Annotated in this window: 22 protein-coding genes; 12 read left to right on the top strand and 10 right to left on the bottom strand. The window is 73.4% G+C overall.

All coding sequences use genetic code 11. The annotated features are described in order from the left end of the window. Positions 1-36 precede the first annotated feature (36 nt). On the top strand, positions 37-1,602 hold the full coding sequence (locus ABZ570_RS08120) for an amino acid permease (protein WP_358058694.1): 1,566 nt from the start codon (positions 37-39) through the stop codon (positions 1,600-1,602). On the opposite strand, the gene ABZ570_RS08115 is transcribed toward ABZ570_RS08120, so the two are convergent. Further along, positions 1,580-2,545 carry a LysR family transcriptional regulator gene (locus ABZ570_RS08115; protein ID WP_358058691.1) on the bottom strand — a complete coding sequence of 322 codons (966 nt, stop codon included), beginning with the start codon at positions 2,543-2,545 and terminating at the stop codon, positions 1,580-1,582. The two genes, ABZ570_RS08120 and ABZ570_RS08115, sit on opposite strands and share 23 nt — an antisense overlap. 72 nt (positions 2,546-2,617) lie before the next feature. Between ABZ570_RS08115 and ABZ570_RS08110 the strand changes: the two genes are divergently transcribed. From ABZ570_RS08110 to ABZ570_RS08080, 7 genes are all read left to right on the top strand, one after another. Beyond that, positions 2,618-3,007: a RidA family protein gene (locus ABZ570_RS08110; RefSeq protein ID WP_358058688.1), complete on the top strand. Its 390-nt coding sequence runs from the start codon at positions 2,618-2,620 to the stop codon at positions 3,005-3,007. 200 nt (positions 3,008-3,207) lie between these two features. Next, positions 3,208-4,386 (top strand): dipeptide epimerase, encoded by a 1,179-nt coding sequence (locus ABZ570_RS08105; protein ID WP_358058685.1) that lies wholly within the window; start codon positions 3,208-3,210, stop codon positions 4,384-4,386. Between the two features lie 360 nt (positions 4,387-4,746). Next, positions 4,747-6,111: a glutamine synthetase family protein gene (locus ABZ570_RS08100; protein ID WP_358058682.1), complete on the top strand. Its 1,365-nt coding sequence runs from the start codon at positions 4,747-4,749 to the stop codon at positions 6,109-6,111. Positions 6,112-6,234: 123 nt separating this feature from the next. Continuing rightward, positions 6,235-7,590 carry an aldehyde dehydrogenase family protein gene (locus ABZ570_RS08095; protein ID WP_358058679.1) on the top strand — a complete coding sequence of 452 codons (1,356 nt, stop codon included), beginning with the start codon at positions 6,235-6,237 and terminating at the stop codon, positions 7,588-7,590. Positions 7,591-7,596: 6 nt separating this feature from the next. After that, positions 7,597-8,364, top strand: coding sequence for a 3-oxoacyl-ACP reductase (locus ABZ570_RS08090; RefSeq protein WP_358058676.1), 768 nt, complete (start codon positions 7,597-7,599; stop codon positions 8,362-8,364). After that, on the top strand, positions 8,361-9,077 hold the full coding sequence (locus ABZ570_RS08085; protein ID WP_358058673.1) for a gamma-glutamyl-gamma-aminobutyrate hydrolase family protein: 717 nt from the start codon (positions 8,361-8,363) through the stop codon (positions 9,075-9,077). Before ABZ570_RS08090 ends, ABZ570_RS08085 begins: the two co-directional genes overlap by 4 nt. Before the next feature lie 129 nt (positions 9,078-9,206). Next, entirely contained in the window at positions 9,207-12,950 is a 3,744-nt protein-coding gene (locus ABZ570_RS08080) for a SpoIIE family protein phosphatase (RefSeq protein WP_358058670.1), read from the top strand. A 196-nt stretch (positions 12,951-13,146) separates the two neighbouring features. On the opposite strand, the gene ABZ570_RS08075 is transcribed toward ABZ570_RS08080, so the two are convergent. Then, the gene (locus ABZ570_RS08075; RefSeq protein ID WP_358058667.1) at positions 13,147-14,109 is read right to left on the bottom strand and encodes a YafY family protein; all 963 of its coding nucleotides are present in this window, start codon (positions 14,107-14,109) and stop codon (positions 13,147-13,149) included. Between the two features lie 125 nt (positions 14,110-14,234). Between ABZ570_RS08075 and ABZ570_RS08070 the strand changes: the two genes are divergently transcribed. Next, entirely contained in the window at positions 14,235-14,672 is a 438-nt protein-coding gene (locus ABZ570_RS08070) for a VOC family protein (protein WP_358058664.1), read from the top strand. Positions 14,673-14,743: 71 nt separating this feature from the next. Here ABZ570_RS08070 and ABZ570_RS08065 read toward each other — a convergent pair whose 3' ends face one another. Beyond that, positions 14,744-15,058, bottom strand: a complete 315-nt coding sequence (locus tag ABZ570_RS08065; RefSeq protein ID WP_358058661.1) for an STAS domain-containing protein — start codon at positions 15,056-15,058, stop codon at positions 14,744-14,746. Positions 15,059-15,151: 93 nt separating this feature from the next. Between ABZ570_RS08065 and map the strand changes: the two genes are divergently transcribed. Both map and ABZ570_RS08055 read left to right on the top strand, forming a co-directional pair. Then, positions 15,152-16,009 carry a type I methionyl aminopeptidase gene (gene map, locus ABZ570_RS08060; protein ID WP_358058658.1) on the top strand — a complete coding sequence of 286 codons (858 nt, stop codon included), beginning with the start codon at positions 15,152-15,154 and terminating at the stop codon, positions 16,007-16,009. After that, positions 16,006-16,719 (top strand): VIT1/CCC1 transporter family protein, encoded by a 714-nt coding sequence (locus ABZ570_RS08055; RefSeq protein WP_358058655.1) that lies wholly within the window; start codon positions 16,006-16,008, stop codon positions 16,717-16,719. The genes map and ABZ570_RS08055 overlap by 4 nt, the downstream gene beginning before the upstream one ends. 66 nt (positions 16,720-16,785) lie before the next feature. On the opposite strand, the gene ABZ570_RS08050 is transcribed toward ABZ570_RS08055, so the two are convergent. Beyond that, positions 16,786-17,523 carry a nucleotidyltransferase domain-containing protein gene (locus ABZ570_RS08050; protein ID WP_358058652.1) on the bottom strand — a complete coding sequence of 246 codons (738 nt, stop codon included), beginning with the start codon at positions 17,521-17,523 and terminating at the stop codon, positions 16,786-16,788. Positions 17,524-17,738: 215 nt separating this feature from the next. Between ABZ570_RS08050 and ABZ570_RS08045 the strand changes: the two genes are divergently transcribed. Further along, on the top strand, positions 17,739-18,269 hold the full coding sequence (locus ABZ570_RS08045; protein WP_358058649.1) for a YcxB family protein: 531 nt from the start codon (positions 17,739-17,741) through the stop codon (positions 18,267-18,269). A gap of 163 nt (positions 18,270-18,432) precedes the next feature. Here the strand turns inward: ABZ570_RS08045 and ABZ570_RS08040 are convergent, their stop codons facing one another. The 6 genes from ABZ570_RS08040 to ABZ570_RS08015 all read right to left on the bottom strand — a co-directional run bounded on the left by ABZ570_RS08040 (position 18,433) and on the right by ABZ570_RS08015 (position 24,142). Next, positions 18,433-18,918: a nitroreductase/quinone reductase family protein gene (locus ABZ570_RS08040; RefSeq protein WP_358058646.1), complete on the bottom strand. Its 486-nt coding sequence runs from the start codon at positions 18,916-18,918 to the stop codon at positions 18,433-18,435. A 140-nt stretch (positions 18,919-19,058) separates the two neighbouring features. Further along, positions 19,059-21,032, bottom strand: a complete 1,974-nt coding sequence (locus tag ABZ570_RS08035) for an FtsX-like permease family protein (protein WP_358058643.1) — start codon at positions 21,030-21,032, stop codon at positions 19,059-19,061. 717 nt (positions 21,033-21,749) lie between these two features. After that, the gene (locus tag ABZ570_RS08030) at positions 21,750-22,472 is read right to left on the bottom strand and encodes an ABC transporter ATP-binding protein (protein WP_358058640.1); all 723 of its coding nucleotides are present in this window, start codon (positions 22,470-22,472) and stop codon (positions 21,750-21,752) included. Between the two features lie 125 nt (positions 22,473-22,597). After that, positions 22,598-23,179, bottom strand: coding sequence for a PadR family transcriptional regulator (locus ABZ570_RS08025; RefSeq protein WP_358058637.1), 582 nt, complete (start codon positions 23,177-23,179; stop codon positions 22,598-22,600). 70 nt (positions 23,180-23,249) lie between these two features. Continuing rightward, positions 23,250-23,699 (bottom strand): ferritin-like domain-containing protein, encoded by a 450-nt coding sequence (locus ABZ570_RS08020; RefSeq protein ID WP_358058634.1) that lies wholly within the window; start codon positions 23,697-23,699, stop codon positions 23,250-23,252. Next, complete coding sequence (locus ABZ570_RS08015; protein WP_358058806.1) at positions 23,696-24,142, bottom strand: hypothetical protein; 447 nt, start codon at positions 24,140-24,142, stop codon at positions 23,696-23,698. Before ABZ570_RS08015 ends, ABZ570_RS08020 begins: the two co-directional genes overlap by 4 nt. Positions 24,143-24,293: the final 151 nt, after the last annotated feature.

Below are 24,293 nucleotides of genomic sequence, written 5' to 3'. Positions count from 1 at the left end.
AGGTCACAGCCTCCACCCCGTCCAAGGGAGACACCGATGAGCTCGACGACTCAGGACGGAGCATCCCCACCGTCCCCGGTCTCCGACGAGGAACGGCTCGCGCAGCTGGGATACAAGCAGGAACTGCGCCGAAAGCTGTCCGGCTTCTCCAACTTCGCGGTCTCGTTCTCCATCATCTCCATCCTGGCCGGCGCGATCACGTCGTACGGCATCGCGATGACGGCGGGCGGCCCGCTCGCGATCACCCTGGGCTGGCTCTTCGTCGGCGTCATGGTGGTCTTCGTGGCGCTGGCCATGGCCGAGATCTGCTCGGTCTATCCCACCGCCGGGGCCCTCTACTGGTGGGCCGCCGCGCTCGCCAAGCGGAACAAGGCGGTCTGGGCGTGGTTCGTCGGCTGGTTCAACTTCCTCGGCGAGGTGGCCGTCACCGCCGCGATCGACTTCGGTGCGGCGATCACCACCTCCGCCTTCCTGAGCCTCGCCATCGACCTGGAGGTGACCGCCGGCCGTACCTTCCTGATCTTCCTGGTGATCATCGTCGCGCACGGCCTGCTCAACACCTTCGGCGTCAACCTCGTGCGGCTGCTCTCCGACGTCAGCGCCTGGTGGCACCTGGCCGGCGTCGCGGTCATCGTGACCGTCCTCGCGATCGTGCCGGACCAGCACAAGCCCGTTTCCGAGGTCTTCCTCGAGGTGCGCAACGAGACCGGCTTCACCTTCGCCGGCGCGGCCGGCTACGCGGTGCTCATCGGTCTGCTGATGGCGCAGTACACCTACACCGGCTACGACGCGAGCGCCCACGTGGCGGAGGAGACGCACGACGCGGCCCGCTCCGCGCCCCGCGGCATCGTGATGTCGGTGGTGGTGTCGGTCATCGCCGGCTTCGTGCTGCTCTTCGCCATCACCTGGTCCATCCAGGACTACGAGGCCGAGCGGGCGACCGCGCTGGGCCTGCCCCCGGCGCAGATCTTCATCGACGCGGTGGGGCACGACCTCGGCACGTTCCTGCTCTTCATCTGCGTGGTCGCCCAGTTCTTCTGCGGCATGGCATCGGTCACCGCGAACTCCCGGATGGCGTACGCGTTCAGCCGGGACGGCGCGCTGCCCGGCTCCGGGATCTGGAAGCGGGTCAACCCGCGCACCGGCACCCCGACCAACTCGATCTGGCTCTGCGTCGCCTGCTCTAGCCTGCTCGTCCTGCCGTCGCTCTGGAACACCACCGCGTACCTGGCGGCCACGTCCATCGCGGTGATCGGCCTCTACATCGCGTACGTGGCCCCGGTCTTCCTGCGCCGGCGTACGCCGGACTTCCAGGTCGGCCCGTGGAACCTGGGCCGCTGGAGCGCGCCGGTGGGGTGGATCGCCGTCGGCTGGGTCGCGGTCATCTGTGTCCTGTTCGTGTTGCCGACCAGCAGTCCCGTCACCGCCAGCACGTTCAACTACACGATCGTCGCGGTCGGCGTCGTGCTCGGCGGTGCCTGGCTCTGGTGGGTCCTCGGCGCCCGGCGGTGGTTCACCGGCCCGCGCCACAACGTGCCGGATCCGGTGATCCCCAGGCCGGCGACGGGCGTCGAGCCCGTCACCGAGCCGACCACCGAGTAGGTTGCGCGGGCGGCGGGGTGGGCCGGGCTGCACTACTAGGGTCTGTCCGCGGATCTTGGCTGACGGTCGCCAGCAGGTGTTCGACCAGGGGGTTTTGATCGTTCTTGAGCCAGGCGACGGCGACTCGCGTGCGGGCGGTGCTGGGCTTGACCCTGCGGAAGGCGACGCCTTTGAGGCGGATGCGTCGGATACTCGCCGGGGCCAGCGAGACGCCCAAACCGGTCTCCACGAGCGCGCACACGGTCTGCCACTCCACCGCGTGCTGGACTATCTGCGGCGTGAAGCCTGCTGCGATGCACAGGTCGGTGATCTGGTCGTGCAGCTGTGGGCCGGCCGCACGGGGCAGCAGCACGAAGGGCGAGTCCGCCAACTGTGCAAGCTGCACGATCCGTTGGGCGGCCAGCGGGTGGGTAGCCGGCAGCACGGCCACGAAGGGCTCGCTGAGTACCGTCCTGAATCCGAGTTCTGCCTCGACGGCGGGGGGTTCGCGCAGCAGGCCGATGTCGATGGTCTTGTCGTGCAGGGCGGTGATCTGCGGCGCGGTGGTCATTTCACGGATGTCCAGGTGCACGCCCGGGAACCGCTGCCCGAAGGTGCGCAGCAGGTCGGGCAGGACGGTCAGGGCGAGGGAGGCGGCAAAACCGATCCGTAGGCGGCCGGCCTCGCCGCTGCCAACGGCCCGGGCTGCGGCCAAGCCGTCCGCAAGGTCGGTGAGCGCCCGCCGCGCGGCGGGCAGCAGTTCGCGGCCGGCCGGGGTGAGCGTGACGCGTCCTGATTCGCGGCTGAACAGCGCGTGGCCAACCTTGTCTTCCAGGCGGCGGATCTGCTGGCTCAGCGGCGGCTGGGCGATGCCCAGGTGGGCGGCCGCGTGGCCGAAGTGGAGTTTCTCGGCGAGCACGACGAACGCATGCAGCTGTGGGAGGGGAAGTTCGGGGCGTGCCATACGCCTAGAGATATCACGTCATGCCCGAGGCTGTATTGGACGTATCCGCGCTGGTCACTTAGCGTTCGGCACATGTCAGAGCGACGTGCGATCCTCAGCGGCTCGACCTTCGAGGAGCAGATCGGCTATGCCCGTGCCGTAGTGGACGGCGAGTGGGTGCATGTGTCCGGGACGACCGGGTTTGACTACACCACCATGACGATTTCCGACGACGTGGTGGAGCAGGCCGAGCAGTGCCTACGCAACATCGAGGCCGCGCTCGCCGAGGCGGAGTGCACCTTCGTCGATGTGGTGCGGGTGCGCTACCTGCTGCCCGACCGCGAAGACTTCGAGCCCTGCTGGCCGGTCCTGCGCCGCTGTTTCGGCGACGTCCGGCCAGCCGCCACAATGCTCGTGTGCGGTCTCGCCGACCCCCGGATGAAGATCGAGATAGAGGTGTACGCGCGGCGGGCCACCGCATAGCAACCCGATCTGCTCGCCAGGCGGTACGACAAACGCGACTACGCCTATCACGTACCGTCACCGTTGCCGCGATCCGTTCAGGCTCCGACCTTGATCCGCAAGACAGAACCTAGCGTGCCGCAGGCATTCCGTACCTTCGATTCCGTTGTGGCGCACGCTGCGATCTTCCGCTGGGCGCACTCGAAGAACCGTTACGCGCGATGCGTACCTCTTTCATCCGATTTGCCATGCGCTCGCCGCCGGTTCCGGTCGAGGCCCGGCGGGCCGTCAGGAGGGGATTACCCGTGAAAATCCGTGAGATCCGCACCCACCGTCTCGTGGCTCCGCTCCACACGCCGTTCGTGACCGCGCTCGCTCGGCTGACGACCGTGTCCACCGTCGTGGTGGAGATTCTTGACGATGACGGTCGGTCAGGCTTCGGTGAGGCCCCGGAGGTGTGGACGGTGACCGGGTCCTCGCTGGCCAGTGCCGAGGCGTGCGTGGCCCAGATCTTCCGACCGCTGCTGGTCGGGCGAGCGGCCGAGGATCTGATCGGGAACTGCCGATCGGTCTCCGCAGCGGTGGTCGGCAACGAGTCAGCGAAGGCCGCGGTCGACGTCGCATTGCACGACCTGGCGGCCCGCCGGCTTGGGGTGCCGCTGGCCCACCTGCTCGGTGGTGCCCGGCTTACCGTGCCGACCGATGTGACGGTCTCCGCCGGTGACGCCGACGGTCTGGCTGATGCCGCCGTGCAACGGGTCGGGGAGGGCTACCGGGTGCTGAAGGTGAAGGTGGGGACCGACGCCAACGGTGACGTGGCCCGGGTCGCAGCGGTCCGGGCGGCGGCCGGCCCCGATGTCGAGATCCGACTCGATGCCAACCAAGGGTGGACCCCCCGTGAGGCGGTACGGGTCATCCGCGCGCTGGAGGAGTCGGGTGCCGGCGTGGCGTTCGTCGAACAGCCCGTGCACCACCGGGACATCGAGGGCCTGGCGTGGGTCAGCGACCGGGTCGAAACCCCGATCATGGCCGACGAGGCGGTCTTCGGCGTCGCCGATCTGGTCGAGGTGATCCGCCGCCGGGCGGCCGACATGGTGAACGTCAAATTGGCCAAATCCGGTGGACTCCGGCCGGCCCGCACCCTGCTGGAACTCGCCGAAGCCCAGCAGATGGCCACCATGGTCGGATCCATGCTGGAGACCGAGATCGGCGTCGGGGCGGCCGCCAGCCTCGTCGCGGCGTACGGCACCAGCGTGGTCAGCGACCTGGACGCGGTCTGGTGGCTTGAGCGTGGCGCCGTGACCGGGGGCATGCGCTACGAAGGCGCAACAGTCGTGCTGCCCGAGACTGCGGGCCTGGGGGTGACCAGCGTCGCCCCCGTGGGCGAGCCGGTCACGTGACGGTCACCGGGCCGCTGCGATCAGCTCCCTGAGGAGTGACGGGCCAGCTCGTCAGGCGTGTTCGAGGCGGCGGTCTGGAGTGCCGCGACGCTTGCGGCCACCGCCGTGTGGTCGCCCGCGCCCTTCCGGTACACGGTCCGGGTACGTCGCTTGACGCTGGGCGGTACGAGGCGGACGTCGCAGCTCGCCCAGCTCAACCCGGATCATGCCCCGGACCTGCACCGCCGTTTCATCGCCTGGGCTCGGGCCCGCGACTGACGGGCGTGACACCCGAACCGGCAGGGGCCGGTCGATCGCGTCCGGAAGCAGCATTGACGGTGATCCGTTCTGCGCGTAGACCTTTCCCATGGAGGCGCACCGATGAGGACAGCCCCGCTCACGCTGGAACAGCTCCGGGTCGCGGTCGACGACGGCGAGATCGACACCGTGGTGCTGGCCCTGACCGACATGCAGGGGCGGCTGCAGGGCAAACGGTTCCACGCGCCCTACTTCCTCGACCAGGTGGTCGCGCACGGCAGCGAGGGCTGCAACTACCTGCTCGCCGTCGACGTGGACATGAACACCGTCGACGGGTACGCGATGTCGAGCTGGGCCCGCGGCTACGGCGACTTCGCGATGAAGCCCGACCTGGCGACCCTGCGCCGGGTGCCGTGGCAGCCGGGCAGCGCGATGCTCCTCGCCGACCTGGAGTGGCTGGACGGCTCCGGCCCGGTGGTCGCCTCGCCCCGACAGATCCTGCGCCGGCAGCTCGACCGGCTGGCCGGGCACGGGCTCACCGCGTACGCCGGGACCGAGCTGGAGTTCGTGCTCTACCGCGACTCGTACGAGGAGGCGTGGCGGCGCGGCTACCGCGAGCTGACCCCGGCCAACCAGTACAACGTGGACTACTCGCTGCTCGGCACCGCGCGGGTGGAGCCGCTGCTGCGCCGGATCCGCACCGAGATGGCCGGGGCCGGGCTGACCCCGGAGAGCGCCAAGGGCGAGTGCAACCTCGGCCAGCACGAGATCGCCTTCCGCTACGACGAGGCGTTGGCCTGCGCCGACCACCACGTCATCTACAAGAACGGGGCGAAGGAGATCGCCGCCCAGGAGGGCATGTCGATCACCTTCATGGCCAAGCCGAACGCCCGCGAGGGCAGCTCCTGCCACATCCACTTCTCGCTGCGCGACCCCGACGGCCGCCCCGCCCTGCCCGGTGACGGGCCGGCGCACCTGAGCGTGACCGGGCAGCGGGTGCTGGCCGGGCTGCTCGCCACCATGCGCGAGTTCAGCCTCTTCTCCGCCCCGAACGTCAACTCCTACAAGCGCTACCAGCCGGGTTCGTTCGCCCCGACCGCGCTGCGCTGGGGCACCGACAACCGCACCTGCGCGCTGCGGCTGGTCGGGCACGGCCCGGGCCTGCGGGTGGAGAACCGTGCCCCCGGCGCGGACGTCAACCCGTACCTGGCGATCGCCGCGCTGGTCGCCGGCGCCGTGCACGGCATCGAGCGGGAGCTGGCGCTGGGCGAGGAGTGCACCGGCAACGCGTACGACGACGCGTCGGCCGAGCGGGTGCCCGGGACACTGCGCGACGCCCTGGCCCTCTGGGAGTGCTCCGAGCTGGCCAAGGACGCCTTCGGCCCCGAGGTGGTCGCCCACTACGCCAACCAGGCCCGCGTCGAACTCGCGGCCTTCGACGCCGCCGTAACCGACTGGGAGCTAACCCGTGGCTTCGAACGCCTCTAACCCCGCCCCCCGCCCCCACCTGCGGCGATCTTGCACTTTCGGCCCCTGTTTCGTACCGACCTGCGGTTTTTGTTCCGGCAGCTACTGCAAGATCGCGAGCGGGTGGGGGGGGAGGGGGCGGGGGTGAGTGAGGTGCGGAACCCGGCGACGGGGGAGGTGCTGGGGGAGGTGCGGGGCACCTCGCTCGCCGAGACCGATGCGGGGGTCGAGCGGGCGGCGCGGGCGTACGAGTCGTGGCGGGCGGTGGCGCCGGGGGACCGGGCGCGGCTGCTGCGGCGGTTCGCCGCGGTGGTGGACGCGCATCTTGAGGAGCTGGCCCTGCTGGAGGTCCGCAACGCGGGCCACACCATCGGCAACGCCCGCTGGGAGGCGGGCAACGTCCGGGACGTCCTCGACTACTACGCGGGCGCGCCGGAGCGGCTGACCGGCCGGCAGATCCCGGTGGCCGGCGGGCTCGACGTCACCTTCCACGAGCCGCTCGGCGTGGTCGGGGTGATCGTGCCGTGGAACTTCCCGATGCCCATCGCGGCCTGGGGCTTCGCTCCCGCACTGGCCGCCGGCAACACGGTCGTGCTCAAGCCGGCCGAGCTGACCCCGCTCACCGCGCTGCGGCTGGCCGAGCTGGCCCTGGAAGCCGGTCTGCCGGAGGGGGTGTTCACCGTGCTGCCCGGCAAGGGAAGCGTGGTGGGGGAGCGGTTCGTCACCCACCCGGCGGTCCGCAAGGTCTGCTTCACCGGCTCCACCGAGGTCGGTACCCGGATCATGGCCGGCTGCGCCGCCCAGGTGAAGCGGGTGACGCTGGAGCTGGGCGGGAAGTCGGCGAACCTGGTCTTCGCCGACGCCGACATCGAGCAGGCCGCCGCCACCGCGCCGTACGCGGTCTTCGACAACGCCGGCCAGGACTGCTGCGCACGCTCCCGGATCCTGGTCCAGCGCCCGGTGTACGACCGCTTCCTGGAACTGCTCGAACCGGCCGTGCGCGCGTTCCGGGTCGAGGACCCGGCCGCCGAGAGCGCCGAGATGGGGCCGCTGATCTCCGCCGGACACCGGGACCGGGTCACCGGGTACGTCGACGGGGCGAAGGTGGCCTTCACCGGCTCCCGCCCCGACGGCCCCGGCTTCTGGTACGCCCCGACGGTGCTGCTCGCCGACTCCCCGGCCGACCGGCACTGGCGCGAGGAGATCTTCGGCCCGGTGGTCTCGGTGCTCCCCTTCGACGACGAGGCGGACGCGATCCGGCTGGCCAACGACACCGAGTACGGCCTCTCCGGCTCGATCTGGACCCGGGACGTCGGCCGGGCGGTCCGGGTGGCCCGGGCGGTGGAGTCGGGCAACCTCAGCGTCAACTCGCACTCCTCGGTGCGCTACTGGACCCCGTTCGGCGGGATGAAGCGCTCCGGGCTCGGCCGGGAACTGGGCCCGGACGCGCTGCACGCCTTCACCGACGTCAAGAACGTGTTCATTGCGACAGGGGAGTGAGGCGCAGTGCAGGGACGGCTTCAGGACCGGGTCACCGTGGTGACCGGGGCGGGCAGCGGGATCGGGCTGGCGACCGTACGGCGGTTCGCCGCCGAGGGCGCCCGGGTGGTCTGCGTCGACATCGACGCCGAGGCGGGGAAGCGGGCCGCCGACGAGGTGGGCGGCGAGTTCGTCGCCTGCGACGTGGCCGACGAGGCGTCGGTCCGCGACCTCTTCGACGGGGTGGCCGAGCGGCACGGCCGGGTCGACGTCGCGTTCAACAACGCCGGCATCTCCCCGCCCGACGACGACTCCATCCTGGACACCGGGCTGGACGCCTGGGAACGGGTGCTGCGGGTCAACACCACCAGCGTCTACCTGTGCTGCAAGTACGTCATCCCGCACATGCGCCGCCAGGGCAAGGGGTCGATCATCAACACCGCCTCGTTCGTCGCGCTGATGGGCGCGGCGACGTCGCAGATCGCGTACACCGCGAGCAAGGGCGGGGTGCTGGCGATGACCCGGGAGCTGGGCGTGCAGTTCGCCCGGGAGGGGATCCGGGTCAACGCGCTCTGCCCTGGCCCGGTCGCCACGCCGCTGCTGCTGGAGCTGTTCGCCGAGGATCCGGAGCGGGCGGCCCGCCGGCTCGTGCACGTGCCGATGGGCCGGTTCGGCGACCCGACGGAGATCGCCGCCGCGGTGGCCTTCCTGGCCAGCGACGACGCCTCGTTCATGACCGCCGCGCAGTTCGTGGTGGACGGCGGGATCACCGGCGCCTACGTGACTCCGCTGTGAGCCGGCCGATCATCGGGATCACCGCGTACGTCGAGCCGGCCGGCTGGGCGGTGTGGCGGGACGTGCCGGCGGTGCTGGTGCCGCAGGCGTACGTCCGGGCGGTGACCGCCGCCGGCGGCCGGGCCGTGGTGCTGCCCCCGGACGACACGGACGTGGACGTGCTGCGGATCCTCGACGGGCTGCTGCTGGCCGGCGGCGCGGACGTCGGCCCGGAGCGGTACGGCCAGCCGCCCGACCCGCGCACCGAGAGCCGGCCGGACCGGGACGCCGGCGAGCTGGCCCTGTTGGCCGGCGCGCTCGCCGCCGACCTGCCGGTGCTCGGCGTGTGCCGGGGCATGCAGCTGCTCGCGGTCGCCCACGGCGGCACACTGCACCAGCACCTGCCGGATGTGGTCGGCCACGACGGCCACCGCCCGGCCGCCGGGGTGTACGGCGCCCATCCGGTCCGGTTCGCCGCCGACAGCCTGGCGGCGACGGTGATGGCCGGGGTGGAGCGGGTCAACTCGTACCACCATCAGGCGGTGGCCGACCCGGGCGGCCTGACCGTGACCGGTTGGGCCGACGACGGGGTGGTGGAGGCGGTCGAGGACCAGGATCGCCGTTTCCTGCTCGGGGTGCAGTGGCATCCGGAGAACGATCCCGATCCCCGCCCGGTCGCCGCCCTCGTCCGGGCCGCCGGCCGGTCGACTCGCCCCCAGCGGCCGGTTGGGTGAGGATGAGGCAAAGGTAGTCCTCGTCCATCGTCGGGCGTGCGTTACGTCGCTCCCCCGTCGGGGTAGTAGGCGGGGACGGCCGGCGGCGTTCCGCCGGCCGTCGTGGACATGGCCGGAGCAGGAGGCTGCATGGGCTCGGCCCAGGGGGGCGAGGAGGACCAGCGCCCGTCCTCGGGGACCGGCGAGGGGGACCTTCCACCGCTGCTGGCCGCGGCATTCGCCGCGGGCGGCGAGATGGGCGAGCGGCTGCGCGCCTTCGACTGGTCCGCCACCCCGCTCGGCCCCCCGGACACCTGGCCGCCTACCCTCTGCCACGCGGTGAGCACGATGCTCTCGTCCCGGGCTCAGATCGTGATGTTCTGGGGCGAGGACCACCGGGCCTTCTACAACGACGCCTATCGGCCGACCATCGGCGACAAGCACCCTGCGGTGATCGGGCAGCCCGCCCGTGAGTGGTGGCGGGAGACCTGGGACGTGCTCGGGCCGCTGCTCGACGGGGTACGCCGCACCGGCGAGCCGTACCGGGGCGAGGACCACCCGTTTCTGCTCAACCGGCACGGCTTCCTGGAGTCTGTCTACTTCGACGTCTCGTACGACCCGGTCCGGGCGGCCGACGGCAGTGTCGACGCCGTCATCTGCTTCGTCAACGAGACCACCGGCCGGGTGCTCGGTGAGCGGCGGCTGGGTGCCCTGGCCGAGCTGGGCAACGAGCTCTCCGGCGTGCGGAGCGTCCGGGAAGTGGGTGCGGCCGCCGCCCGGGTGCTCGACGCGCACCAGTCGGATGTGCCGTTCAGCGCGGTGTGGCTGCCCGACGAGGACGGCGTACCGACGCTGGCCGGCTGGACCGGGGTGGACCCGGGCGTGCTCGCGGGCAGCCCGCCGGCTCCCGGCCTGGTCGCGGGTGGGCCGGTGGCTCCCGGTGGGGACGCGGGTGGGCCGGCGGCTCCCGGTGGGGATGCTCCGGCCGGCGCCCGCTGGGTTTCGGTCGCCGACCTGCTCGGTGCGGTCCCGCCGGACGCCGCCGAGCAGGCCCTGGTGCTGCCGCTGGCGGCCACCGACGAGCCGGCTGGCGTGCTGGTGGTCGGGATCGCCCGCCGGCTCGCCTTCACCGACGAATACCGCAACTTCCTCGACCTCGTCGCGGCCCAGATCTCCGGAGCGGTCGGCAAGCAGCGGGCGTACGAGCAGCAGCGCGCCCGGGCCGTCGAGCTGGCCGTGCTGGACCGCACCAAGACCAACTTCTTCGCCAACGTCAGCCACGAGTTCCGCACCCCGCTCACCCTGGTCCTCGGCCCGCTGGAGGACCTGCTCGCCGACCCGGGCCTGCCGGCGGCGTACGCCGAGCGGCTGGCCGTGCCGCACCGCAACGCGCTGCGGCTGCTCAAGCTGGTCAACACGGTGCTCGACTTCTCCCGGCTCGAGTCCGGCCGGCTCGCCGCCCGCTACCAGGCCACCGACCTGGCCGACTACACCGCCCGGCTGGCCAGCACCTTCCGCTCGGTCACCGAACGGGCGGGGTTGCGGCTGGTGGTCGACTGCCCACCGCTGCCCGCGCCGGTCCACGTCGACCGGGACATGTGGGAGAAGATCGTCCTGAACCTGGTGTCGAACGCGGTCAAGTTCACGTTCGAGGGCGAGATCCGGGTCGAGGTACGCCCCGGCGACGGCGTCGCCGTGCTGGCGGTGACCGACACCGGCGTCGGGATCGCGCCGGAGGAGCTGCGGCACGTCTTCGAGCGGTTCCACCAGGCACCGGGCGTCCGCTCCCGTACCCACGAGGGCACCGGCATCGGCCTGGCCCTGACCCGCGAGCTGGTCGAGATGCACGGCGGCGCGATCGAGGCGCGCAGCGTGGTCGACCGGGGCACCACGTTCACCGTGACGATCCCGTTCGGCCACGGGCACCTGCCCGCCGACCGGGTGGCCCACGCGCCGGAGCCGCTGGGCGAGCCCGAGCAGGCCCGCCTGCACGTCGCCGAGACGGCGCTCTGGACCGCCGGGGGGAAGCCGCCCGAGGGCCTGCCGGAGCTGGCCGACGGGCCGGCCGGGGCGGGCCGGATCCTGCTCGCCGACGACAACGCCGACCTGCGTGAGCACGTCACCCGGCTGCTCGCCTCCTCGTACGAGGTGGTCGCCGTGTCGGACGGCGTGGAGGCGTTGCGGCTGGCCGCCGAGGCGCCGTTCGACCTGGTGCTGGCCGACGTGATGATGCCCCGGCTGGACGGCTTCGGGCTGGTCAGCGCCCTGCGGGCGGACCCGGCGACCCGGGGTGTGCCGATCGTGCTGCTCTCCGCCCGGGCCGGCGCGGCGGAGGAGGTCGCCGGGCTGTCGGTCGGTGCCGACGACTACCTGACGAAGCCCTTCTCCAGCCAGGAGCTGATCGCCCGGGTACGGGCCAACGTCGAGCTGGGGCAGCTGCGCGGCCAGATCATCCGTCAGCTGCGGGCCCTCGCCGACGCGACCGTGGCGATCAACACCGCCCGCTCCACGGCCGAGGTGGTGCAGGTCGCCGCCCGCCACGCACTCGGCCTGGCCGAGGCCGCCCGGGCGGTGGTCACGGCCACCGGTGCCCGGTACGAGGCGGACGGCGGCGGCACCACGCCCGCCGAGCCGTCGGTGGTGCTGCCGCTGATCGGGACCACCGGCGAGCAGCTCGGCGAGCTGCGGGTCTGGCACCGCGACGGTGGCGGCACCGAGCAGGCGGCGCTGACCGAGCTGGCCCGGCTGGTCGGCGTACGGCTGGAGAACGCCCAGCTCTACGAGGCCGAGCACCGGATCGCCACCACCCTCCAGCACAGCCTGCTGCCGCGTACGCTGCCGCAGCTGCCCGGCGCGGTGGTGGCCAGCCGCTACCTGCCGGGCAGCGCCGACGTCGAGGTCGGCGGCGACTGGTACGACGTGATCGGCGCCCCCGACGACGAGCTGGTGCTGGTCATCGGCGACGTGGTCGGCAAGGGGGTCCGGGCCGCCGCTGCGATGGGGCAGCTCCGCAACGCGCTGCGGGCGTACGTGCTGGAGGGCTTCGACCCGGGGCAGGCGCTGACCCGGCTCAACCGCCTGGTCGGCTCCACCGAGGGCGGCTCCTTCGCCACCGTGTTCTGCCTCTGGTTCGCGCCTCGCACCGGCCGGCTGCGGTACGCCAGCGCGGGCCACCCGTCACCCCTGCTGATCCGCGGCGACGACGTGGCGTTCCTGCACGACCGGGCCCTCGGCCCGCCGATCGGGGCGATCCCGCAGACCCGGTACCAGACTGTCGAGGGCCGGCTGGCTCCCGGTGCCCGGCTGCTGCTCTACACCGACGGACTGATCGAGGACCGGCGGCTCGGCATCGACGCCGGGCTCGGACAGCTCCGGCTGGACGCGACCGCCGGGGGCGGGCACGTGGCCGACCTGGTGGACGCGGTGGTCGAGCGGGTTGCGGGGCGTACCCGGCACGACGACGTGGCGGTGCTCGCGCTGGAGGCGGCCGAGGCGAACCGTTTCGCACTGCGGCTGGCCGCCGACCCGGCCCGGCTCAGCGTGCTGCGCAAGCGGCTGGAGGACTTCCTGGTCGCCCACCGCGTCGGCGAGCACGACCTGTTCGATCTCACCGTGGCGATCTCCGAGGCCGCGGCGAACGCCATCGAGCACCCGGTCGACCCGATCGAGCCGGTGATCGACGTCACGGTGACGATCGAGGACCGTACGGTGACCGCCACGGTGCGGGACCGCGGCCGGTGGCGGCAGTCCACCGGCTCGAGCTTCCGCGGTCGCGGGTTGGCGCTGATCAAGGCCCTCGGCGAGCTGACCGTGACCCGGACCGACGAGGGCACCGAGGTGACGCTGTGCCGTCGGCTGATTCCTCGGCAACAGTCCGACGGCTCGGCTTACTGACGTCTGTCGCCAGTCCTGATTGGTGGTTTGCGGTGAGCGCAGGTGACGCGAAGGCCGCCGGCGAGGGCCTGCCGGTGCACTTCGAGGTCCAGGACGCCACGAAGCTGTCGTTGCCGTCGGCGCCGTTCGACTCCTGCGAGTGCCCGGGTTTCTGCTCCGTACGGTCCGAGCCTTCGACCGGGACTGACCGGGTCCGTCAGCCGGCCGCCCCGGCCATCGCCACTACGCGGCGGGCGAGCCGGGCGAGGGCCTCCCGCAGCTCCGGAGGCTCCAGCACCTGCGCCTCGAAGCCCAGCCGGGCCACGTGTACGGCGAGCCAGTCCAGGTCCTCCCCGCCGACGACGAGCACGCACCACCCGTCGCGATCGTCCTCGACGCGCCCCACCTGGGGTGGCACCAGCTCCCGTACCCGGTCGGGCCGGGCGTGCACCCGCACCCGGGCGAGATACCGGTACGGCGTCTCGGTCACGGACCGCTGCACGTAGCTGACCGGGTCCGGATGCTCCCTCGCGCGGAAGCGCCAGGTCGTCGCCACCACGTCGTGCATCCGGTCCAGCCGGAAGGTGCGCCAGTCGTCGCGGTCGACGTCCCGGGCCATCAGGTACCAGCGGCGGCCGGTGGTGACCATCCGCACCGGCTCGGCTGTACGCTCGCGCTCCCCGCCGTCGCGGCCGGCGTACCGGAACCGCACCCGCACGGCGTCGCGGCAGGCCCGCGCGAGCGTCACCAGCAGCTCCGCGTCGATCTCGACCCCGGGGCCGACGAGGGTCTCGGTGGCGCCGTGCACCGCCCGCACCTCCGCGCGAAGCCGCGGCGGCATCACCTGATCGAGCTTCGCGAGCGCCCGCAGTGCCGCCTCGCCCGCCCCGGCGATCGTGCCCCCCGCCGCCAGCCGCAGGGACACCGCCGTCGCGATCGCCTCCTCGTCGTCGAGGAGCAGCGGCGGCAGCCGGGCGCCCGCGCCGAGCTGGTAGCCGCCGCCGACGCCCGCTGTCGCGTGCACGGGGTAGCCGAGCGCGCGCAGCCGCTCCACGTCGCGGCGCACCGAGCGGTCGGTCACCCCCAGCTCGGCGGCGAGCTCGGCGGCGGTCCAGGACGGCCGGCGCTGCAGCAGCGCCAGCAACCGCAGCACCCGCTCGGTCGTCGCCTCCACGGTCACGCGTCCATCGTTCCACAGATCTAGGAACGATCCTGTCCGCTATTTGCGGGAGCATGGAGCCATGACCGACCAGACCTGGAACGCCCTGCTCCGAGACCGGCAGCCCCGGCGGGAGGAGAGCTGAGATGGCCCACGACGTCCAGATCACCTTCGACTGCGCCGACCCGGCCGGGTTGGCCGCGTTCTGGGCCGAGGCCCTCGGCTACCAGCTGCAGGGTCCGCCCGAGGGCTTCGAGTCGTGGGAGCAGGCCCTGGAAGCGATGGGCGTACCGCCCGAGAGCCGCAACGACGCCTCGGCGGTGGTCGACCCCGCCGGCTCCGGGCCGCGGCTGTTCTTCCAGCGGGTCCCCGAGCACAAGCAGGCCAAGAACCGGGTGCACCTCGATGTGCGAGCCGCCCCCGGGCTCCGGGGCGACGCGCGAATGGCGGCTCTGGAGGCGGAGGCCGAGCGGCTCGTCGCGCACGGCGCCACCCGCCTCAGGCGGCACGAGCCCGCACCCCCGCTCGGCGCCGGTCACATCGTGATGGCCGACCCCGAGGGCAACGAGTTCTGCCTCGACTAGCAAGCCGCGCTGCTGCCACGACCATGCGCGCTGCTGCCGCGACCAGGAAGGTGCGTCCGGCGCGGCTCAGCTCAGGCGGCCGTCAGCCAGCTCTGGTCGCCCAGGCCGGAGATCTCCAGCACCCGGCGTACCTGGCGGGACGGCAGCACGGCCAGCGCCCCGGGGAACCGCTGGGCCAGCCGGACCACCGCGTGGATCGCGGCCGAGTCGAAGAAGGTGACCGCCCGCAGGTCGAGCGTGACGTGGCGGGCCGGCTCCCGCAGCGCGGTCTGGTACATGGTGTCGGCGGTCGCCATGTCGACCTCGCCGGTCACCACCACCCGGAGCTGATCACCGTCGGCCTCCGCGACCGCGGAGAAGACGGGTGGTGCGGCCCCTTGATCCACGCAGCAACAATGGCACAGCCCCTGCCCGGCGGCAACAACCGCCGGGCGGGCCGTGCCGGAGGCCACCCCGGCGGGCGGCGATAGGCTGTTCACATGACCGTCCGTGCGCCGCTGACCCCTGGCACGCTCTCCCCGTGGCGGGCGGTGCCCGCCCACATCACGCGCCCCGAGTACGTGGGCAAGAAGCGCCCGAAGGAATATCGCGGCTCACACGTGCAGACGCCGGAGACCATCGAGAAGATGCGGATCGCCGGCCGGCTCGCCGCCCAGGCCACCCAGCTCGCCGGTGAGCACTGCAAGCCGGGGGTGACCACCGACGAGATCGACAAGGTGGTCCACGAGTTCCTCTGCGACCACGGCGCCTACCCGTCGACGCTGGGCTACAAGGGCTTCCCGAAGTCCTGCTGCACCAGCCTCAACGAGGTGATCTGCCACGGCATCCCGGATTCGACGGTGCTCCAGGACGGCGACATCATCAACGTCGACGTCACCGCGTACATCGGCGGGGTGCACGGGGACACCGACGCCACGTTCTGCGTGGGCGAGGTGACCGAGGAGGCCCGCCTGCTGGTCGAGCGGACCCACGAGGCGATGATGCGCGGCATCAAGGCGGTCGCCCCGGGCCGGCAGATCAACGTGATCGGCCGGGTCATCGAGTCGTACGCCAAGCGGTTCGGCTACGGCGTGGTCCGCGACTTCACCGGCCACGGGATCGGCGAGGCCTTCCACAGCGGCCTCTACGTGCCGCACTACGACAGCCCGCGCCCCACCGACGTGATGGAGCCGGGCATGACGTTCACCATCGAGCCGATGATCACCCTCGGCACCTACCAGTACGACATGTGGGACGACGGCTGGACGGTGGTCACCAAGGACCGCAAGTGGACGGCCCAGTTCGAGCACACCGTCCTCGTCACCGACGACGGCTACGAGATCCTGACCCTGCCGTGACCGACACCCCGGCAGCGCTGCGTGAGGCGCACCACGCGGACGTGTCCGGCGGCTGGCTGCGGCCGGCCGTGTTCGGCGCGATGGACGGCCTGGTCACCAACATCGCCCTGATCGCCGGCGTCGGCGGCGGTGGCGTCTCGCCGCGCAGCATCGTGCTCACCGGCGCCGCCGGGCTGGTCGCCGGGGCCATCTCGATGGGGCTGGGGGAGTACACCAGCGTCCGGTCGGCCAACGAGCAGGTGGCCGCCGAGGTGGCCAAGGAACGGCGTGAGCTGGAACGGCACCCCGAGGCGGAGGCCCGCGAGCTGGCCGAGGCGTGGGTCGCCCGCGGGCTGCCCCGGGACCTGGCCATGCAGGTGGCCAACGCGGTCCGGCACAACCCGGAAGAGGCGCTGCGGATGCACGTCCGCGAGGAGCTGGGCGTCGACCCCGACGAGCAGCCCAGCCCGTGGGCGGCGGCGATCTCCTCGTTCCTCTGCTTCTCGGTCGGCGCGCTGGTGCCGCTGCTGACCTACCTGCTCGGCTTCACCAGCCTCTGGCTGGCGCTCGGCGTCGGCGGGGTGGGGCTCTTCGTGGCCGGCGCGATCGTCGCCCGGTTCACCTACCGCCCCTGGTGGTCCAGCGGCCTGCGGCAGCTCCTGCTCGGCGGACTGGCCGCCACCGCAACGTACTTCGTCGGCACCCTCATCGGCGTCTCCGGCGTGGGATGAGAGGAAGGGCCCCTGTTGACGCCCACGGCCTAGCAGGGGCCCCTCGCCAACGCCGACCGTGCGGCGTCAGGTGGTGAGGAGGTCCTCGACGCTGCCGTCGACCGGGCGGCCCCGGGCGGCCAGTTCCTCGGCCTGGCGGGCCAGCACCGTGCCCACCTCGGTCATGTCCGCGCCGGCCAGGCCGGTACGCCGTACCGCGTCCCCCGGGTCGCGGAAGTAGGTGCGGGTGAGCAGCCCCTGCACCGTGGCCGCGGCCAGCCGCGCCTCGCCGAGCATCAGCAGCGCCTGGTCAGTCTCGTACCACTCGGCCAGCCGGAGCGCCCGAGCGTGCGCCGCGCTGCCCCGGTACCACGCCTGCCGGGCGGCGGCGCTGAACTCGGCCGGCCGGGCCCGGGCCAGCCGGGCCAGGTGCTCGTCGCGCAGCGTACGCAGCCAGCCGGTCGGGTCGTGCAGCGTACGGGTAGTGACGTACCGGTCGGCGGTGAGCGGCCACAGCGAGGTGATCGTCTGGGCCTGCCGCAGGTAGTCGTCGGCGCCGGCCACGGTGAGGTCGACCAGCACCCCGTCCACCCGTCGGGTGGCCGGCGACGGCCCACTGCCCGGCCGGTACGTGGCCAGCAGCAGCCCCACCTCGCCGTCTCCGCCGCCGTCGTCGTCACCGTGGGCGAGGGGGCCGTGCACCGCGACGGCGAGTACGTCGGCCGGGAACCGCCGCAGCGCGCCGTCGCGCACCCGTTCGGCGACCCGCCACCGGGGATCGTCCAGGTACCGGGCGGTCTCCACGTCGGCGCCGCTGGCGTCCATGCCGACCTCCATTCGCGGGCGGGCCGTCAGTCAGCGGTCCGGCACATGACGTCGGCCGTCCACCACTCTAGGCAGGGGACCACGACGCGCCGGGCCGCCACGCCCGAGGCTGGCCCGGCTGGCTCGCTGAGCGACCCGGCCCCCGCAGCCGGCACCGTCCCGCCGGGCTGCCGGCCCCGAAGCCTCCCGCCCCGCGGCCGGTAGTCTCTGCGGCCATGCACATTCGAACCGAGATCCAGCCCGACCGTCGGCGGCTGGCGGCAGCTCTCCGCCACGCTCAGCGAGGTCAGCTGCTCATCTTCCGGGTCGGCGGGGTGATCTTCTGGCTACTCGCCCTGATCTACCTGGTTCTCGGCGCGGGAGCCAGGGCCGCGCTGCACGTCGTCGGTGGAGCCGTCATCTTCTGGGCCGCGCCGGCGTTCCTGACCTGGCTGGGCGTGCGGGCAAGCTGGCGGATCTACGGCATCCCGACGGTCTGGGAGTTCACCGACGACGGAGTGCACACCCACAACGAGTTGCTGGACTCGACGATCCGGTGGGCGGCGCTCAACCGGGTGGTACCGATCCCTGGACAGCTCCTGTTCAAAATCAACCTGTTCCAGGTCTTTCCGGTGCCGATAACCGGCCTGGCGTCGGACGACCTCCACGTCCTGGTTCATTTCCTGCGCGACCGTGGCCTGCTCAGGGAGTCGGACAGCAAGACCTTGGTGACGTCGTCGTCGAAGCCCCAACTGTCGACGGAGTAGGCCCCTTGTCCACGCTGGACGGGGACGGGTGGACGGTGTCGCCGTTGATGGTGCCCGGCGGACGGCGGTGCCCGGCGTGGCCCGACCACCAGGGCGACGCGGTTCCGGCCACGATGGGCGCCGGCCGGCGTACCCGGACGAGGTCGACTCCGCCGGGCGCGGATCAGGCCGGCGGGCGTGGCTCGCCGACCGGGACCAGGCGGAAGACCTGCACCTCGCGGTCGCCGGCCCGCGCCACGTACGTCCGGTAGGCCGGCCACTCGGCGACCAGCCGCTCGAACAGTCGTTCCCGCTCGTCGCCGCCGACCAGTTCGGCGCGCACCGGGATCCGGCGTCCGTCGACGTCGACCTCGGCAGCGGGCTGGGCGAGGAGGTTCAGCGACCAGGAGGGCTGCTGCCGCTGCCCCCAGTTCGACCCGATCACCACGTACGCGTCGCCGTCCGGGACGTACAGCAGGGGATTGCTCCGCGGCTTGCCCGAGCGGCGGCCGGTGGTGGTGATGATCAGGGACGGCACCAGCCCGAGGGCGACCACCCGCCCCTTGGTCAGGCGGCCGACCAGCCGGTCGGCCGGGACGAGCAGGCGCAGGACGGCGGCGAACCACTTCCGGTGGCCGAGGCGACGAGCGAGGGCGCGCAGGGCGGTCACCCGCCCAGTCTGCCTGCCGGGCGCCCCCGGCGACACCCGGGCCGTGAATCCACCTCGGACCCCGCTCGGACCCGAGGCCCGAGCCACGTGTTAGCAGGGGCCCCCGGTACAACGCGAGGCGTTAACAGGGGGCCCTTCCTTCAATCCAGGCGGCGTTCCAGCGGGAGCCGGGAGCGGGTGAGCAGCCCGGCGCCGAGCATGGCCACGAGCGGCACCACCACCAGTACGGCGAGGGTCAGGCCGGGCACCACCAGCGGAAACGGCTCCTCGGCCGGCCATGCCTGCGCGTACCGCCGGTTGAGGGAGGCCAGGATGATGGCCGCCGAGCCGAGGCCGGCCAGGATCCCCAGCGCCGAGCCGAGCCCGGCGATCACCCCGGCCTGCCAGAGTGACAGCATCCGGCGTACCCGGGGATCGGCGCCGACCGCGGCGAGGGTGGACAGGTCCCGGCGGCCCTCGGCGGCGGCGAGGCCGGTGGCCACCCCGGCCGCGCCCACGGTGATCACACCGGAGGCGACCGCCAGCAGGAGCAGCAGCGGCCGCTGGTCCGGGCTCGGCGGCCCGTCCTCCACGTGCACGGACAGCCGGGCCCACGGGGACAGCTCCGCGGCGAGCCGCCGCTGCTGGTCGGCGGTGGGCGGTGTCGGCGGATCGGCCAGGTAACCGAGCCGGGTGCCGACGAGGCCGACCGCGGCCGCGGCCTGCGGGGAGAGGACGAGCCGGTCGACGGGGAGCCCGCCGCGCAGCAGGTACCCGGGCAGTGTGACGCTCGTCGCCGAGCCACCGGCGCCGTGGGTCGCGGCGACCGTCACCCGGCCGTCCAGCACCGGCCGGGGGTCGGTGACCACCACCCCGCCCGCCCGCAGCACCCGGGTCGCGGCGGCGACCTCCTCGGCCGGCGCGCCGGTGAGCGCGGCCAGCGCGGTGCCGTCGTCGACGACCGCGGGCAGGTAGAAGCTGGTCGGATCACGGAAGGGCCGTACGCAGCGGGGGTCGGCCCGGGCCTCGGCGCGAGCGGCGGCGGTGACGGCCTCGCCCGGTTCGTACGGGCAGCGCCGCTCCGGCGGCAGCACGGCGTTCGTGACGCAGTAGTCCTCCGGGGACGCCGGCCGCGCGCACCCGGTGCCGTCGAGCGGGACGACCGTGGCGTCCGGCAGCACGGCGCGGACCCGCTGTGCGACCTCGTCGGCCGGCGGCAGCGGGGTGCCTTCCAGCGCGCCGGTGTCCATGAGCAGCACCCGCCCCGGCGGGAGGCCGGGCTGCCACTGCGCGCGCTGCCGGGCTTCGTCGCTGGCCAGGTTGACCCCGATGGCCACGCTGCCGGCGACCGCCGCCATCACCGCCGAGATGGCCGGCGCGGCCGAGGAACGGTTACGGCTGGCGTCGCGCAGCGCCAGCCGGGGCGTCAGCGGCAGCAACCGTCCCGCCCGGGCGAGCAGCCCGATCAGCGTCGGGGTGCCGAACACCAGGCCCAGTTCGCCTAGGGTCAGCCCGGCCAGGACCACCGGCGGGCTGGCCCGGGTGGCACCCAGCGCGGCGAGGCCGGCGCCGGCCCCGGTGAGCAGCCCCCCGAGCACCAGCCAGCGGCGGCGGTGCCGGGGCGGGTTGCGTCGGCCGGCGAGGCCGGCCACCACGTCCTGCCGGGCGGCCGTCCAGGCCGGGGCCAGCGCGGCGAGCAACCCGGCCAGCACCGCCACCGCGGCGATCGCGGCCAGGGCCGCGGGGTAGACCCGGTACCCGCCGAGGCGGGCGAAGATCAGGTGCTGCTCGACGACCGGTCGGGCGGCGATCGCGGCACCGACCCCGAGCAACAGCCCAAGGGCGGCCCCGCCCGCGCCGAGCACCACGCCGTCGGCGAGCACGATCCGGCGCAGGTGTGCGGCGTCCCCGCCGGCGACCGCCACCAGGGCCAGGTCCCGCCGGCGCCGGCGTACGGCGACCGCGAAGGCCGGGCCGACCAACAGCACCACCTCCAGCAGGCCGAGGCCGCCGATCAGCAGCGCGTTGCCCGCCTGCTCCGGGTCGGGCAGTCCCGGGCCGACGACGGTCTCCTCGCGTCCGGGCAGCGGGGCCCGGGCGGCCATCACGATGCCGCGCGCGTTGAGCCGGTCCACCACGGTCCACCGGGCCGGGCAGGCCCACCAACCAGCTCTCTTCGGACGGGGGCACCCGCCCGGGCGGCGCCTCCGGGCGCAGCGCCACCACCTCGCGCAGGTTGTCCGGGAACTCCACGACCCCGACCACGGTGTAGCTCGCGCCGTCCGTCGTGCGGATCGCCTCGCTGAGGCGTACGCCCAGCCGGCGCAGCGCGGCCGGGCTGACCGCGATCTCGTCCGGCGTGGCCGGCCGGCGGCCGGCGCGCAGCGCCGCGAGGGGACGGGTGAGTGGATCGGTCAGGTCGACGGCCCGCGCGTCCAACGCGACGACCTGGCGGTCGATCCGTGCCTCGAACGGAACCCAGCGCCGCAGCGTGGTGACCCGGCTGCCGGCGGGCAGCAGCGCGCGGATCTCGTCGGCGGTCACCGGGCGGGCCCGGGGCACCGGTTCGTTCCCGGCCGGCCAGGAGTTCTCGCCCCAGGCGTCCTGCTCCACCGCGTTCACGTCCGGCCAGCGCAGCTCGGCGTCGGCCGCGCCGAGCTGGCGGTCCAGCCGTTCCGCCGGGGTGAGCTGCGCCATGTCCCAGGTCGCGGCGGCGAAGCTCAGCGCCAGCACCGGCAGTGCGATCATCGCCAGCACCAGGGCGGTACGCCCGCGCGCCCGGCGGGCCTCGCGGCGGGCGATGCGCAGCGCCGTCCGCCACGAACCGACCGTGACGGACAACCGGCCCCGGCTCACCGCCCGCTGCCGGCGAGCAGCTGTTCGACGCCGGCCAGCGGTGCCGTCGAGTCCACCAGCACCCCGTCCCGCAGGAACACCACCCGATCGGCCCAGCCGGCGTGCCGCGCCTCGTGGGTCACCAGCACCCCCGCCGCCCCGGCGTCCACCCGGCGGCGCAGCAGGTGCAGCACCGCCTCGCCGGCCTGTGAGTCGAGCGCCCCCGTGGGCTCGTCCGCGAGGACCAGCCGGCGTTCGCCGACCAACGCCCGGGCGATCGCCACCCGCTGCTGCTGGCCGCCGGACATCTGGTCGGGGAACCGGTCGGCCAGCCCGGCGACGCCCACCTCGGCGAGCGCGGCCAGGGCGGCCTTCCGGGCGGCCCGGACACCGGCGCCGTCCAGTTCCAGGGGCAGCGCCACGTTCTCCACCGCGGTGAGGCTGCCGAGCAGGTTCAGGTCCTGGAAGACGTACCCGATCCGGCGGCGACGCAGCCGGGCCAGCTCGCGCGCGGCGAGCCCGCCGAGCGCCTCCCCCTCGACCAGCACCTCGCCGCCGCTGGGGCGGTCCAGCCCGCCGGCGAGGGCCAGCAGCGTCGACTTGCCCGAACCCGACGGGCCCATCACCGCCACCAGTTCGCCGGCCCGGACGGTCAGGCTCACCCCGCGCAGGGCGTGCACGACCGCCTCGCCGGCGCCGTGGGTGCGGCGTACGTCCCGTAGCTCCAGCACCTCGCTCACCGAGTCACCTCCGTTCGCGACCGCGGGGCTCGCGAAACCGGCTCGCTCCTCGCGCTCACCGGCCTTTCTCCCGGCGGGCCGGGCCGCGGCTCACCACCGGTCTCCTCATCGGCCCGGGCCCCGGCTCACCGCCGGGCCTCCTCGTCGGCCCGGTCCGCCGCATCGACGTGCGGAGCCGGCCGGCTCGGGGCGGGGCGGTAGCGGACCAGGCTGGTCTCGCAGTGGTCGAGCCAGCGGATCTCCGCCTCGGCCTGGAAGATCATGGCGTCCAGCACCAGCCGCCAGGGCAGGTCCTCCGGCTTGTCGCTGGCGTACTTCAACCGGGTCAACTCCTGCAACGCCCGCATGGTCGCGCTGCGCTGGGTCTGCACCACCGAGCGGACGTCCACCCCGGGGGTGGTGAGCGCCAGGGCCAGCTTGATCGACAGCTCGTCCCGGGGCCGGTCGGCGGGGCTGATCGGGGTGGCGAACCAGAGCGCCAGGTCCGCCCGCCCGGCGTGGGTGATCTCGTACGGCCGCTGCCCGCTCTCGCTCTCCGGCAGCGAGCGGACCAGGCCGTCGCGTTCCAGGCGCGAGAGGGTGGTGTAGACCTGCCCGATGTTCAGCGGCCAGGTCGAGCCGGTCGACTCCTCGAACGCCGCGCGCAACTGGTAGCCGTACATCTGGCCGCGTTCGAGCAGGGCGAGCAGGCCGTGACGGATGGACATGGCGAGGAGTATGCATACCTGGTATGCGACCCGCAACCGGGGAGATGCGCGGGGTGACTGAAACCTCGGCTCAGGACGGCCGGCCGGGGAACGGGACGGTGATCGGGGTCACCTTCGCGGTACGCCGCCAGCGGGTGGCCCGGACCGCGCAGTCGGTCAGCGCCGCCAGGGCCTTGTTCCGGTCGGTGCCGGTGGTGTGCGGCAGGGCCGCCCGCCAGTGGCCGGCCGTCCGCTCCTCGATCTCGACCGCCAGCTTCAGCGCGCTGGCCCTGTCGGTCACCGGGTAGGGCAGGGCGTAGCCGGCCTGGTCGGCGGGGACCTGGGCGCCGCTGTCGTTGAGCTGGAGGATGAGGGCGTCCCGGCGGGTCCGGTGGGCCGCCTCGGCGGAGCGGGCGGCGGTGCGGGCCGCCTCGGTGAGGTGCACGCCGATCACCCCGTACGCCCAGATGGCGGCGTACTCGGCGGCCAGCGCGTCGGTCAGGGCCTGGGTCGGCCCGGCCGGTGCGGTACGCGGTGTCACTTCAGCGCCTCCAGGTGCGTCGCCCGCGCGGCGGCGACCGAACCGAGCACCGCGGCCCGCTCGGCCGGCGCGGCGGCACATGCCTTCGCGGCATTCTCCCGGGCCTGCTGTTCCGCCTGGCGCAGCTCGGCCAGCAGCCCGTCCGGGTCGGTGGCCGCCACCGTCGGGCTGGCGGCGGGCGTGCCGGACGGGGCGGGACGGCCGATCACCCGGCGCAGCTCGTCGGCGTGCGCCTGGTGGGCGCCGGCGATCGGGGTGAGCCGGTCGGCCAGCGTCGAGGCGGCGGCGATGGCTGCCCGATACCGGCCCGCCAGGTCGGCGGCCTCCGCCGCGAGCGGCTCCAGGGGGTCCGGCGGCTTCGGCTTGTCGCCGTCGAAAAGCTCACAGCCGGTCAGCGGTACGGCGGCGCCGCCCAGCGCCACCAGCGTCCCAGCGCGCAGCAGCTTTCGCCGGGAATGCCCGGGTGCCGCCGTGCGTTGCGTCGTTCTGCCTGTCCCCACCCGGACAAGTCAACACCATCTCCGCCGGCTTGTGGGCCAGTGGCGTCGGTGCGCCGCCGGGTCCGTCGCCCGGCGCGCGCGTTACGCTCTGCGC

Origin of the sequence: Micromonospora sp. NPDC007271 (assembly GCF_040634005.1) — a bacterium.
GTDB lineage: Bacteria > Actinomycetota > Actinomycetes > Mycobacteriales > Micromonosporaceae > Micromonospora.
Note: the sequence above shows the minus strand (reverse complement) of the source record. Positions and strands in the feature narration are given on the sequence as shown.

Bases quoted from the DNA above. Each gene is read 5' to 3' on its own strand.
- ABZ570_RS08120 (WP_358058694.1), top strand. From the start codon at position 37: ATGAGCTCGACGACTCAGGACGGAGCATCCCCACCGTCCCCGGTCTCC.
- ABZ570_RS08115 (WP_358058691.1), bottom strand. From the start codon at position 2,545: ATGGCACGCCCCGAACTTCCCCTCCCACAGCTGCATGCGTTCGTCGTG.
- ABZ570_RS08110 (WP_358058688.1), top strand. From the start codon at position 2,618: ATGTCAGAGCGACGTGCGATCCTCAGCGGCTCGACCTTCGAGGAGCAG.
- ABZ570_RS08105 (WP_358058685.1), top strand. From the start codon at position 3,208: ATGCGTACCTCTTTCATCCGATTTGCCATGCGCTCGCCGCCGGTTCCG.
- ABZ570_RS08100 (WP_358058682.1), top strand. From the start codon at position 4,747: ATGAGGACAGCCCCGCTCACGCTGGAACAGCTCCGGGTCGCGGTCGAC.
- ABZ570_RS08080 (WP_358058670.1), top strand. From the start codon at position 9,207: ATGGGCTCGGCCCAGGGGGGCGAGGAGGACCAGCGCCCGTCCTCGGGG.
- ABZ570_RS08070 (WP_358058664.1), top strand. From the start codon at position 14,235: ATGGCCCACGACGTCCAGATCACCTTCGACTGCGCCGACCCGGCCGGG.
- map (WP_358058658.1), top strand. From the start codon at position 15,152: ATGACCGTCCGTGCGCCGCTGACCCCTGGCACGCTCTCCCCGTGGCGG.
- ABZ570_RS08050 (WP_358058652.1), bottom strand. From the start codon at position 17,523: ATGGACGCCAGCGGCGCCGACGTGGAGACCGCCCGGTACCTGGACGAT.
- ABZ570_RS08045 (WP_358058649.1), top strand. From the start codon at position 17,739: ATGCACATTCGAACCGAGATCCAGCCCGACCGTCGGCGGCTGGCGGCA.
- ABZ570_RS08025 (WP_358058637.1), bottom strand. From the start codon at position 23,179: ATGTCCATCCGTCACGGCCTGCTCGCCCTGCTCGAACGCGGCCAGATG.